The sequence below is a fragment of the Tenuibacillus multivorans genome (assembly GCF_900103915.1).
Lineage (GTDB): Bacteria > Bacillota > Bacilli > Bacillales > Alkalibacillaceae > Tenuibacillus > Tenuibacillus multivorans.
Genome location: NZ_FNIG01000001.1, coordinates 508,887 through 521,999 on the forward strand (window position 1 = coordinate 508,887; position 13,113 = coordinate 521,999).

At 34.7% G+C, this 13,113-nt stretch carries 14 protein-coding genes; 10 read left to right on the plus strand and 4 right to left on the minus strand.

The features are described 5' to 3' along the window. Positions 1–116: 116 nt before the first annotated feature. Positions 117–857, minus strand: a complete 741-nt coding sequence (locus tag BLP77_RS02570) for a hypothetical protein (RefSeq protein WP_093855528.1) — start codon at positions 855–857, stop codon at positions 117–119. A gap of 214 nt (positions 858–1,071) precedes the next feature. Between BLP77_RS02570 and BLP77_RS02575 the strand changes: the two genes are divergently transcribed. Beyond that, the gene (locus BLP77_RS02575) at positions 1,072–1,296 is read left to right on the plus strand and encodes a hypothetical protein (protein WP_093855529.1); all 225 of its coding nucleotides are present in this window, start codon (positions 1,072–1,074) and stop codon (positions 1,294–1,296) included. A gap of 161 nt (positions 1,297–1,457) precedes the next feature. Next, positions 1,458–1,757, plus strand: coding sequence for a hypothetical protein (locus tag BLP77_RS02580; protein WP_093855530.1), 300 nt, complete (start codon positions 1,458–1,460; stop codon positions 1,755–1,757). A gap of 53 nt (positions 1,758–1,810) precedes the next feature. Here the strand turns inward: BLP77_RS02580 and BLP77_RS02585 are convergent, their stop codons facing one another. After that, on the minus strand, positions 1,811–2,065 hold the full coding sequence (locus tag BLP77_RS02585; protein WP_093855531.1) for a DUF3006 domain-containing protein: 255 nt from the start codon (positions 2,063–2,065) through the stop codon (positions 1,811–1,813). 5 nt (positions 2,066–2,070) lie between these two features. Next, positions 2,071–3,708 carry an S-layer homology domain-containing protein gene (locus tag BLP77_RS02590; RefSeq protein ID WP_093855532.1) on the minus strand — a complete coding sequence of 546 codons (1,638 nt, stop codon included), beginning with the start codon at positions 3,706–3,708 and terminating at the stop codon, positions 2,071–2,073. Positions 3,709–4,169: 461 nt separating this feature from the next. Between BLP77_RS02590 and BLP77_RS02595 the strand changes: the two genes are divergently transcribed. From BLP77_RS02595 to BLP77_RS02625, 7 genes are all read left to right on the plus strand, one after another. After that, entirely contained in the window at positions 4,170–4,469 is a 300-nt protein-coding gene (locus tag BLP77_RS02595) for a hypothetical protein (RefSeq protein WP_093855533.1), read from the plus strand. A gap of 264 nt (positions 4,470–4,733) precedes the next feature. After that, positions 4,734–5,093 (plus strand): hypothetical protein, encoded by a 360-nt coding sequence (locus tag BLP77_RS02600; RefSeq protein ID WP_093855534.1) that lies wholly within the window; start codon positions 4,734–4,736, stop codon positions 5,091–5,093. 200 nt (positions 5,094–5,293) lie between these two features. Then, a complete protein-coding gene (locus BLP77_RS02605; protein WP_093855535.1) occupies positions 5,294–6,052 on the plus strand; it encodes a hypothetical protein in 759 nt (252 codons plus the stop codon). 337 nt (positions 6,053–6,389) lie between these two features. Continuing rightward, complete coding sequence (gene xerA, locus BLP77_RS02610; RefSeq protein ID WP_261753385.1) at positions 6,390–7,220, plus strand: site-specific tyrosine recombinase/integron integrase; 831 nt, start codon at positions 6,390–6,392, stop codon at positions 7,218–7,220. A gap of 6 nt (positions 7,221–7,226) precedes the next feature. Next, positions 7,227–8,060 (plus strand): site-specific tyrosine recombinase/integron integrase, encoded by an 834-nt coding sequence (gene xerA, locus BLP77_RS02615; RefSeq protein ID WP_093855537.1) that lies wholly within the window; start codon positions 7,227–7,229, stop codon positions 8,058–8,060. Positions 8,061–8,076: 16 nt separating this feature from the next. Further along, complete coding sequence (locus BLP77_RS02620) at positions 8,077–8,958, plus strand: tyrosine-type recombinase/integrase (RefSeq protein WP_093855538.1); 882 nt, start codon at positions 8,077–8,079, stop codon at positions 8,956–8,958. Positions 8,959–8,972: 14 nt separating this feature from the next. Beyond that, the gene (locus BLP77_RS02625; protein ID WP_093855539.1) at positions 8,973–9,812 is read left to right on the plus strand and encodes a tyrosine-type recombinase/integrase; all 840 of its coding nucleotides are present in this window, start codon (positions 8,973–8,975) and stop codon (positions 9,810–9,812) included. Between the two features lie 99 nt (positions 9,813–9,911). Here BLP77_RS02625 and BLP77_RS15590 read toward each other — a convergent pair whose 3' ends face one another. Continuing rightward, positions 9,912–10,193 carry a hypothetical protein gene (locus BLP77_RS15590; protein ID WP_143001388.1) on the minus strand — a complete coding sequence of 94 codons (282 nt, stop codon included), beginning with the start codon at positions 10,191–10,193 and terminating at the stop codon, positions 9,912–9,914. 322 nt (positions 10,194–10,515) lie between these two features. Between BLP77_RS15590 and BLP77_RS02630 the strand changes: the two genes are divergently transcribed. Then, positions 10,516–12,144, plus strand: a complete 1,629-nt coding sequence (locus tag BLP77_RS02630; RefSeq protein ID WP_093855540.1) for an Ig-like domain-containing domain — start codon at positions 10,516–10,518, stop codon at positions 12,142–12,144. Positions 12,145–13,113 lie beyond the last annotated feature (969 nt).

The window sequence follows — 13,113 nt, forward strand, 5'->3', positions numbered from 1 at the left end:
CCCTAGGAAGTAAGGTTAATTTATTTTATAGGAATCTATATACAAGTATACTGATGCACTTGATAAAGGGAGATTCACGAAAATAACAACCCAGTTCTAAAAAAGCAGTATTACTCTTACTCCCATTTTTCATTTAATTCTTGAACTGTTTGATAAAGAATATAAAAAGATGAATGTAAATATTCTAGATCTTCTCCGTATTCTAATGTGTCGATGTTTTTTGACGTTCTAAAAAAATCAGATTCTAATATTGTGGTCAAAACTTCTACATGTTTAGCTTCAAGGTGTGGCATGACTGAAAAAAGCTCTAGTATTTCGTTCCTTATATTGTAAGAAAATCTATTTAGGTGTTTAGCCCAAGGAATAGGTTTAAATGGAAAGTCATCATGGTTACTAATTCTATAAAAAGGAGAATCATTCAAAGGCTCTATTAGACTAAATATGATTTTACAATCATATTCATTTAGATTCCATTTGTCTAAAGATTTTTGTTCTAGAAGAACTTTAGCTATCGCATGTTTCCTAATGTCTATAGGTTTTTGAGGATCTTTTGCGACATCATTTGAATACTCTATCAATTTTTCTACCAAGTGAAAGAAACTATTAACAATAATATCTTTTTTGTGATTAGCGTAAGTATAAATGTGAGTTTTCTCTTGAGATTTAGGAATTTTAGTAACTAATAAGAAAAATATGTATGCAGCTGAAAATGAAAAACTAAACCTATAAAAAATATCTCCTAACTCAAACGCTAAAGGGAAGAACTCTGGTATATTTGCAAGAAATAATCGATACATAAAAACAAACATAATGCAACTATAGAATATATACTTTTGATACTTAATTAATTGTTTCATATATATCACCCTTTCAAAGAATAATTGTATCATTCCACGAGAATATTAACTTGTTTGAGTAACCTATAAAGTGTTGCTCGAAATTATCAGGTAAATTAACGTAACATGTAAAAATAAAATCATAAAAATTATTTATTTACATCTCCTTCCCCACCTATTAGTTTAAGTGGTCGATTATAGTTATGAATAATAATATTGGGAAGGAGAAAGTAACATGCTTTGTGACTATTGCTACAGTGAGAGGTTTGAAGAATTATTTCATTCAAATGAATGGGGAGCACTATTTCATCCAGAATGTATCTTCCGAATGATTGAGGAGGATCCTGACGATATGGATGTGCAATTACTTTATTATGAATGGTTGCAAACATTAAATAATGAAACTGATTGGGGCTGGGGACAGACATATATAACATATGATAGTGCTAAGTTAGATTAAGCTGACAATATGCATTATAGTAGTGGTTATATAATAACTCTTATATAAGCCATACCGAAATGAAACAGTGCCTTTACGAAGTGTCCTTTTTTATTATAATTGATAGTGTAAAGTATTTATTAATAGTCATTTGTTAAACTCCATGAGGCGAGGTGTTTAATATGCATCATAGTCATAATGAAGAAATGAATAGAGAAGCTCAAGAATTCATTGATGAACTCGAGCGACGAAATGCCATTCAACATTTACCTAACAAAGAAAAAGAAATCCTTCGTGCGGTTGAAAGTGTTGATCAATCGATGGCGTTAAAATCTAAGGATTTGAAAGAATATCTTTTACTTAATAACAAAGAAAGCCCAGTAGAAAGGGTTGCTAAGATGTTTAAGTTGAGTCCAAACGAAGTCCAGGACATATTAATATCGGCACAGGAAAAAGTGAATCGCCTATTAGCAAAAAAATAAGTATTAAATTATAATAAACAATCTAATTGTAAAAAGACTTGAAGGATTATGCACTAACCCTTCTGTCTTTTATTTTTTAATTTATTCAGTAGGTTTGTTGCTTGTTTTTTACGTTTTTGTGTTTCGTCATGTAAAACAGTCACTTGCTTGATGGAATTGTCATTGTTCCAATTAATTTCTAGAACATCACCTTCTTTGATTTCATCGGGCAAAGTCTTCACATGGACAATCACTTCGTCACCCTCATTGTCTTGAGGCAACAAAACAGCATATTTATCATCTTCAATTCGGTCTAACGTGTAAATCATATGAATTACTCCACTGTAATTTGATTTTTCATATCTTCAAACCTTGCATCACCGATACCCTTAACATTAATGATTTCTTCAATAGTATCAAATCCATCGTTCGCTTCACGATAGTCAATTATACGCTGAGCAATGGTTGGTCCAACACCTGTAATAGCTTGTAAGGTTTCATAATCAGCTGTATTAATGTTGATTGGGTAACTTACTGAATGGTCTCCATCCTCAGACGGTGGTTCTTCGTTTTGTCCTTCATTGATTTGTGGATCCCATTTTGGAACATTAATATCGTATGAATAGCCATCTGTAGTAAATACAATATCACCTTGAACGGCTGTAGAATATAACTCCACGTTTCTTGATTGAAGTTTTTCAACGACGTTTGAATGTGGGTGACCATACGAATTATCTTCCCCATACGAGAATACAGCATATTCAGGGTCAATTGATTCTATGAATGTATCACTAGAACTGGTGTTACTTCCATGGTGAGCAACTTTATATACATCTGTGTCTTGAAGATTACCTTCTTGAACCATATCTTGTTCGACTTGTGATTCAGCATCCCCCGTAAACGTGAAGGTTGATTCCTTGTAAGTTAATTGGAAAGCAATTGATGAATTATTTAAGTCCTCATCAACATCTCCAACATTGATAAACTCACCACTTAAATTATAATCGTCATTACTTATTAAAGAATCGCCTTCTTCTGGTACAACAAAATTAATGTTTTGTTGATCAATATATTCTAAGTAATCTAGGTATGTTTGAGACGTGTGTGATACACCGCTATCGTAGACAGTACCAATATCAAAGTTTTGTAAAACGTCAACCATACCGCCAATATGATCCGCATGTGCATGTGTCGCTACCACATGGTCTATCGTTGTGATACCAGCCTTTTTAAGGTAAGAAACAATCTTTTCGCCATGTGTTGACGTACTTGCATCAACTAGAATTGTAGAACCATCTGGTGTAATGATTAATGAACTATCACCCTGACCAACATCTAAGAAATGAACTTCTAAATCACCTTGTTTAACCACATCCGGTTTGTCATCCGTCACTGAGCGATAAACAAAGGCTGAAAATTCACCCCGATTGAGCTCTTTATTCGGTTGATAAGTGTTGTCTGGATAACCAGCAGTGATTTGAGCGGTATAAATTTTTTGGACATATTCATAGGTCCAATGATCTGATGGAACATCACTAAATGTAATAGTTGATGTTTCTTCTAAATTGAGTGTATCAGCTAACATTTTAGCCATTTGACCCCGTGTGACCGGATCATCAGGTCTAAAGGTACCGTCAGGAAAACCAGTAATCACATCTAATTCTGCCATTCCCTTAATATATCCAAAAGCATAGTGATCTTGACTAACATCAGGAAAATCAGTAGATTGTAGTTCTCCATCTAACTCTAGTACTTTACCAAGCATAACAGCAGCTTGTGCTCGCGTTACTGTCGCATTATAACGAAACGTTCCATCAGGGAAACCACTAATAATGCCTTCATCTGATAGATAGTTAATCTCTTTACTAAATTGATAGTCTTCAGGGACATCCGGATAACTAGCAGCAGAAGCTGACGTAACCATGGATAGACTGACAACTACCATTATCAAAAATGATATCATTTTCTTCATTTATAGTTCCTCCTCCTTTACAAAATATGTAATAATTATAACAGAAACTCAGGAGAATTGTAATAAACTAGACTAATATAAAACAGTTATATTTTCCCTTTTATTATGGTAATATTTAACCGTAAAGCTAGATTTAAACGCTGAATCTATCAATGCAGTTATTATGATTAACGGAGAAGGTGGGTACGAAAGGGAATAGAAAAATAATGGAATTATAAACCATGAAACACTGAAATTTCCCATTTATAAAAAAGATAGAAGTGTTCTAAAATTATTAAGTAGGTGTACATGGAGCATTTGTTGAAGGAAAATAAAATTTACTTTTCTGACCAAATAAAGTTAATCATTGATAATGCTCTAAATAAATATTCTTGTTACTCGGTATTTTTAGAAGAAAGGACTAACTTTGTATACATCTTGATCTATAAAAACTAAAAAAAGTGAAGGATGGTGATAATAGCATGAAACTTGAAGAATTATTTAGTACTTTATTACAAATTAATAGAGGAAATTCCGTAATTGAAACCGAAGAGGATTGGTTTATTGCTAAAGGAATATATCTCCGTAGGGCACCAGGCAATATTGTAGATGCCTTTTTGGCCTTTAAAGACGGAAAGGTGAAATGGAAATTTGTAAATAAAAGAATTAACTTTCTGTATGAACAAGAAAAAGGAAGGGGATGGACAAATCATAGAGATAATAGAGATATTGGAGACCATAAAATTATTGAAGCTTTTTTAAATGGTGAGAAGATGTATTAACAATTGTTAGATTTATATAGTATTCATACTTCTGCTTTCAAAAAAGTGGATGGTCTTAATAGACTCCATTTTGGATATCCACCCCAAATACTATCGGAACCGAATAGAAAAGCAATATTATCTGCTACAAATGAAGATCATCTCATAAATATTAGTAAAGCATATATTTTTATGTTGGCCACTTATTGCAGCTTGTTCTATTATAACTGTAAATAAACAAGCTCACTTTTTGGAAGAGTATATTATTCCACAATTTCTTTTACAGTGGAGAAAGAAACAGCATATTATGATGGAATATGCTTCTTTGCTGTTAAATCTGGATACAATAATGAAAACTACGTTTTAAGAAAGAATAATGCATTTCCGGTACAAGAGAATAAAATTAAAGGTTTTTGCCGTTATTTAAATCGGAAGTTTACACTAACAAAATCTATTCCGATACAACAATTTATGATTGAATCTTTCTCCAAAGTAGCAGTTGTACCAAGTGGCTGGACGTTGATGCATGGGGTTCCTATCGTAGATGAAAGAGTCATTAATGGTTATGAAATAACATTATTAGATCAGTTGGAAATTGATTTAAATACCCTTGAACATGAGTTTGATTATGTTTTAGAACCATAATAAATGAAATTAGATTCTGTTACAAACAAAGAAGGATGAAGTAATTTTAAATAAGTCAATGTACAGTAATCATTGATGACGCAAATTATAATATGACTGTTATAACAGCAGTTGCTTCTGATGGAACAAAAAATTATACAAGTGGTCTGCAATATTGTAATTGATGGCATAAAAAAGCATTATCTTTAAGGGGGATTTATGTGTTTGAGTGGATGAGAAATCATAGGAAATTGAGCATAGGTGTCATCACACTTTTCCTATTGTTTTTTATAATAATAATGCCTTTTGTACTTAACTGGATATATTATTTGAGAGCACCTTCTGATTTTTATGACGTAGGGTATAAAATATCATCTATACTTGGCTACTATGGTGCTGTATTGACATTCATAGGTACAGTAAGTTTAGGTATTATAACGGTATATCAAAATTATGTGTCACACCAAAAAACAAATGAAATAAATAAATTAACTCTTGAATTACAAAAAAAGAGTATGGCAATGGCAGAGCAGAGATATGAAAAGGAAAAGCTAAATGAAGTCAAGAAAAACACTCCAAAATTTGAAATAAAAAATAAAAGCAGCAATGGACATTATATGAATTTGCAGGCAGAATTAAAAAATGTATCAAATATTATTGTATCTGGGATAAAATCAGTTTCGCTAGATGTATATGATAATACTAGTGCTATTGTAACTACTTCACATGAAGTCAGAAGCAAGGAATCTTCACTTTCACCAGGTGATAAGGCAATTATAGAATTTCATAATGATGAACTTAGATCTAAAAAAGTTGAATCCGGAAGAAAAATAAATGAAAGCTTATTAGATTTAACGATAATATGGAGTTTTCAGTGTGAGGATCAATTTGGCAATACACTCTATTTCAAGGCTGAGTTTCATATTGAGGATAGTAAAAAATTTGTTGATGGTCCTTGGGAAGTGCAAAAAGTTGGTTAATATTTAGATTACAAGGAAGACATATATAAGTGCCTATACTTTGAGATTTTCAAAATGTACAGAGAACAAGTTACCAAGAAATATAGAATATATAAAAGTCAATCTCATATTTCACATGATTTAGGACTGTCGAATATATACGGCATTATATTTTGAGCTATCACTAATTAGTGATAGCTCTATTTTTATTATACAAATAAATATTTATGGTTTAAAAAAGGAAAAAAAGTTAACAATGCTACTAACACTAAAATTTCAGAAATGAGGTAATTAGTTTGGGGTAAAGAGGAAATTTTGGGAAAGCACCTATGAAAAAATACCTAAGGAGAATCGGTTAATTTTAAATGAATATCTATTAAGCTTAAAACTAGCGAATAAAGCTGAATCTACAATCAAAAAGTACCGATCAGTCTTAGAGTGTTTTTTAAGTGGATGTCCAGTACCAATAGATACGTTAACTTCTGATGATATATTGAATTGGCTGAATACATGTTCTAAGGGAAAGAAACCTAGAACAATGGACTTGTATTTATCTACATTATCCTCGTTCTTTCATTTCTGTTTGGCCGAAGATTATGTCGACAATGTTATTATTAAAAATCGGTGGCGACCGAAAATTCCTCACGCATTACCTAAATACCTTAATGAACAAGAATATGCACGTGTGTTATTGGAATCGGAGAAACTACCTCTACGTGATCGAGCCCTAGTTATGTTTTTATTCTCGTCAGGATGCCGAAAGTCAGAAGTATCAAATTTAAACATCCAAGATGTCGATTTGGAGCAAAGAACAGCAAAGGTAATGGGAAAAAACAATAAGATACGCCATGTTCATTTTTCAGAAGAAAGTGCCATCGTCTTAAAAGATTATTTACAAACACGGAAAGGGGAGGCAACCGATCCACTGTTTATGAACAAGTTTGGTAAAAGCCTAAAATCCTCAGGCATCTATAATATAACGACAAAATTAGGGAAAATGGCTGAACTCAGTCAATCTTTACATCCGCATATTTGTCGTCATACCTTTGCAACCAATATGTTAGCCAGGGGAGCTGAACTTGAATTTATTGCCGATGAGATGGGGCATGCCGACTTAAATACCACCCGAGTTTATGCCCGGATACCCACAGAAGATATGAAGATGGTTTATCAAAATATAATGGGGTAGATGTCAATGACAAATCAAACAATCATACAGAGGTTTTTGGATGATCATCATGCTCGTTTTAGTCGTGAAACGAGTCGGAGCTATCAATTATCCCTAAAACAATTCTTTGCAAATTGCTCAAAGGATTATGATGCGGTCAAAGCATCTGATATTCGATCTTGGCTCGCTTCGATGGAGGAACAAGGATTAAAACCGAGAACCATTCATACGAAACTAGTTGGTCTAAAATCCTTCTATCAGTACTGCAAGGAAGAAAATCGATTAAAAAAAGATCCCACTATGACGGTCCATACACCTAAAAAAGACGATGTTCTTCCCTATTATTTGAGTAGACGACAGGTTGCGCTCCTACAAGAGTTAACAAAGAAGAATGTGAGAGACCGGGCAATTGTTGAAGCCTTATATGCCACGGGAGTCCGAATCAGTGAACTATTGAATATTAGGTTAGATGATGTGAAGTGGGAAACGAGACAAATATGGATTCGAAAGGGAAAAGGAAATAAAGAACGTTTTGTGTTGTTTACCCATGACTGCGCGGAGCGCCTAAAAACCTATCTACACCATCGCCAAGATGAGAGTATTTATTTATTCACTAATGGACGAGGTGGGTCGTTAAGTTCGGTGACCACTGAACGTCGTTTTCAAGAATTTGCAAAAGAATTGGGATTTAAAGTCACGCCCCACACGATGCGCCATACCTTTGCAGCCCATTTAGCTGAAAAACAAATGCCTCAAAGTTACATTCAAGAATTACTTGGTCATGTCAATATCAATAGCACACGAATTTATACAAGACTCATGGAACATGCGCGAAAAAAACAATATGATCGCTATCAATAAAAAGGAGATGAAATGATTGGAGAAGTATTGGGAACTGACTCAGGCATTACCAAATGCATTCAACCAAGAGGTGATCCAAGATTTTTTGCTCAGTCTCAAATTAGCGAATTGTAGTAAGCATACTATACTATATTACCGAAGATTTTTAGAACGTTTCTTTAGTGTACAAGAAGAATCCTTTACTCAACTACAACCCGAGCCCATCTTAAAATGGTTCACAACACATGTTAGCCATTTAAAAGAATCAAGTTATAGACATAAATTGGACATTCTATCTTCATTTTATAATTTCTGTATTCAAGAAGAATATCTTGAACAATCCCCCATTAAAAGACGATGGTTTCCCCGTTTACCTAAATCCATACCTAAATATTTAGATAAAGAAGATATTGCTAGAATTCGTCAAGAAAGTGAGAATACACTAAGAAATCAAGTGCTAGTGGAATTCTTCCTCACCACTGGCTGCCGAGTTCGAGAAGTCCATGAACTAAACCGAGAGGATGTAGATTTGGAAAGTCGTACAGCCTGTGTTAGGGGAAAAGGGAGAAAGATTCGTTACGTTCATTTTACAGCTAAGTGTGCCTTACTCCTGGGAAGGTATATGGATACTTGTCCTAAACAGTCACCTGCCTTATTTGTGACCTTAAAGAAAGGCAATCGGTTAAGTATTCGTGGGATTCAAGAAACCATTTATAAAATAGGTAAAAAAGCTGGCTTGTCAACAAAACTGTACCCCCACCGTTTTCGCCATACATTCGCAACTGAACTCTTAAGCAAAGGAGCTGAGCTATCATTTATTGGAGATGAATTAGGGCATGCTGATATCGGAACCACACAGATTTATGCCAGACTCCCACAACGGGAGATTGTTGCTCTTTACCGGAAATTTATGGGATAAATAAGAGGTGAGTTATGAAAGCAATAAACGAAATCGTTCAGAGATTTATAGATGAGTATCGTAACCGATTAGCTCTAACGACAATTGAATATTATGAAATCGCAATCAGACAATTTCTCTCTTATAGTGACAAGGCGTTTGATAAAATAAAAACACGAGATATTCGAAACTGGATGCAATATTTAGAGAGTCGAGCATATAAAATAAGCTCGATTAAATTTAAGTTGTCTGCGTTGCGTTTGTTTTACCAATACTGCTATGAAGAAAAACATGTGTCGAGTAATCCCATTTCGTTACTCAATTTACCCCAAAGAGAAGATCAACTTCCTCACTATTTAGAGTATGATCAATTGACCCAATTAAGGCAACATGTAGAGGGAAACCTGAAACAACGTGCTGTAATAGAGGTGTTGTATGCAACTGGGATTCGCCTTCGAGAGTTAACCGCCATGAAAAAAGACGATATTCTTTGGTCGGAGCGCATGATACGAATCCCTAAAGGGAAAGGTATGAAAGAGCGAATGGTTTTATTTACTCGTACCTGTGCCGAACATTTAAAGGCTTACTTACAAAGCCGACATGATGAGCTACCGTTTGTTTTTTTAGGGTTACATAACAAAGGGGGAATTTCGCCTCGAGGCATTCAATATTGGTTTGAAGAGTATCGTAATACCTTAGAGATTTATATGACGCCTCACACGTTAAGGCATACGTTTGCCTCACACTTAGCCATGAAAGGCATGCCTTTATCAGGGATTCAGGCATTATTAGGTCATGACAGGCCACATAATGTCAAGGTTTATACACGGTTATACCGTCACGCTCAGAAACAGATGTATGATGACTGGATGTGATGGGAAATTAATTTATTGCGCGATAGACTCAATAACCTTAATAGTTAAAATTGATAGAAGTGCTTCAAACCATTGATATGATTGGGTTTTAAGCATTTTTTAGTGTTTATAAATATAAACGGAAAGTGCGAATAACCTTAAACAAGTTGAAGTAGAAATTTCTGGCGACTTTGATTCTGATGAATTAACTAAAACTGGAAACTTTACTTTAGAACTTGAAAATGGCGATGAAGTTAAAGTTGCCTCAGTAACAGTAGTAGACGATAACAATATCGTTTTAAACTTAGAAAAAGCAGTTCCAAACCAAACTGATGCTACACTAACAGTCGACTCTGTACTTGTTGGTGAAGATGAAGAATTCGACTTCGAATTCAAAGACACTTCAATCCCTTCTGTTGAAGGCGCTGAGGTAATTGGTAAAGATACTATCAAAGTTAAATTCTCTGAGCCATTAAATCTTAATGAAGAAGATGGTTTCGATGAATCATACGTAGAAGATGCATTTGATCTTGATGATTACTTTGTAAGTGATGTTACTTACGCTAAAAATAACACTGAAATCAATGTTAAGTTCTACAGCACTCTAACTGAAGGAACTCACACAATTTCAGTCGATAATTCATTAGAAGACTATGCTGGGTATACTGTAGTAGGGGAAGACATCGAATTAGAAGTAGTACCTGATGAAGATGCTCCAGAGGTTGTGGAAACTAAGAATGTAACACCAAACTCTGTAACTCTAGTTTTCGATGAAGATATTGAATTCATCGGTACACCTAATGAAGATGATTTCTATCATACAAACAGCAGTAACTCAGTGAATGAAATCACTCCAGACGATATCAACGGAAATGAATTAACTTTAACTTGGGAAGATGACTATGCTTTACCAAACGGGACAGCTTACATTTATGTAGCTGGTGAAACAATTCAAGACCTTTGGGATAATGAAAATGCACAGCAATTACGAGTTCAAGTTGAAGTAACTGAAGATACTGAAGCTCCAGTCATCGAAGAAGTTGAAGCAGAAGATCAAAGTACTCTTCTAGTAACATTTAATGAAATGTTAGATGAAGACTCTGCAGAAGAAGAAGATAACTATGTGTTATTAGATGAAGATGGTGACGAAGTTGACATCGTCGATTCTGCAACTCGTCAAGGAGACGACGATAATGAAGTAGAATTAGTCCTTGATGAAGATATCTATGGTGAATACACTCTAGTGGTTGATGGTGTAGAAGACAGAGCTGGAAATGCAGTATCAGATGTTTCTACAACATTCACTGTTAATGATGAAACTGCACCAAATTTTGATAACTTTGACGTATATTTATATAATAACCAAGATGTTGACAACGGTGACGATGGTGTAGAAACATTAATTGTTGAGTTCAATGACACAATGGCTGTCGATGGCGATTATTCTGTTGTAGATTTATCTAAGTATAAAATTGGAACTGAATCATTAGAACGTGATGGCGTTGGAATTTCTGCATTTGATCAAAACACTAAAGTAAGAATTGACATTGATGTAGAAGAGGCAGAACTAGATGTGGATCCAAGTTCTGATTCTCTTGAAATTGCTAGAGTAGAAGATGCAGCAGGTCATAAAACTCCAAACTTCTCAGACACAATTGAAATTGAAGAAAGAAACTCATTTGGTGCAGATTCAATTACTGCTACTAAGACTGACGAAATCGAAGTTGTACTAGAAGATAAAGTAACAGACATCGAGCAAGATGATTTCGTACTTGGTGGTAGTGCAGTAGGAAACATCACAATTGATGACATGAATGTAGATAACTCTGGTTCAACTACAGTAGTTACTCTTAAGCTTGATGGAGATTTAGACTATAATGTTAACTCTACAGAAGGAGAAATCACACTCGAAACTGCTAATGAAGATGTAGATGCTACAAATAGTTTAGGTGCAACACTTCTAATAGAAACAACTGATGTATCTGATGGTATTACGCCAGTACTAGCTCAAACTACTGAAGATGTAGATAACGTTCAAGCACATGTTACAACTGATGGAGAATATGTTACAGATGCAAGAATCGAACTAACTTTCTCTGAACCAATTTCAGACAGTTCAGTATCAACTGCTTCATTTGAAGTTGAAGGTTATACTGTAAGTGAAGCTTCAGCTGATGATTCAGGTGTTGTTACATTGAACTTAGATGTTGATGCTGATGATGAAGTGGAAGTTACAGATCTTGCAGATGTTGATGTTGAACAATCAGCTTACATTACTGACAGTGTTGGTAATAAAGTAGTTGATATTTCAACAGAAACCCTAGAAGAAGTAAATGATGAAACTTCTGAATAAAACTAAACGAAACGTTACTTCATAAGTTCATTAGTTGAACGAAAGAAGTGAAGAATACACCTCAAGAATTACGCTCACGACTTAGAACCTGTCTCTATGGAGACGTGATTCTTGGGGTATTCTTTAACTATCGTGTCCAAAATTTGGGTGTGAACCCCAAACATGGTAACAGCTCATCTTTTTACCATGAGCCTAATCCTCCTGCATCCAGTGAGGTCCTAACAGACCGAAGGGGTGAAGTCAGGTGAAGTCGTACTCAGTGAGAGTCTGAGGCGGGGCTCCTTAAAAGATGGCTATGACTAGGTAACGAATCCATGTTGATCCAATATGAGTTAGCCAATATTATGGTTTGCTAAGGCTAGGAGTTTAGTATTGGCCACCATACTTGAAATAGTATAGGTGGGAATAGGGAATTCGGCTGTTAAACTATTTCTTCTCATATTGAAAAGTGGGAGTCTAAGGTCATCAAAACAAGGGATGGTCATGATGGAACGTTTGAAGTCTTATTAGAATAGATGTGTTAGCATCGACGACGCTAATAAGATGGCAGCGGGTTTGTAGTAGTGACGATTGCTAGCCGTTTGAACTTATATGGTGACATATAAGGAGGATAAAACTAGTAGGAGCGAAGAAACCCAGTCAGTAGGTATCTCTAAATGATTACTTATTTCCCTAAAAAATTATAGGCTTGCGTAACGTAAGCCTATTCCTTTCAACCAATTTGCGAAAATTGTTGGAAAAGAGATTATATTGTCCTATTGACGGCACGCCGTATGCGATGAAAGTCGCTTGTATGGTGTAGGCTCGAACCGAAAGCCATAAATAAGTGGTATAAGACGAGAATGGCGATGGTGGAGAAACAACAGATCCTGCATTAACAGGGATTACATTAACAAATCCAGATAAAGTAAATTATACTACAGCTGATACTGATTTAGATTTAACTGGACTAGTAGTAACAGGAAACTA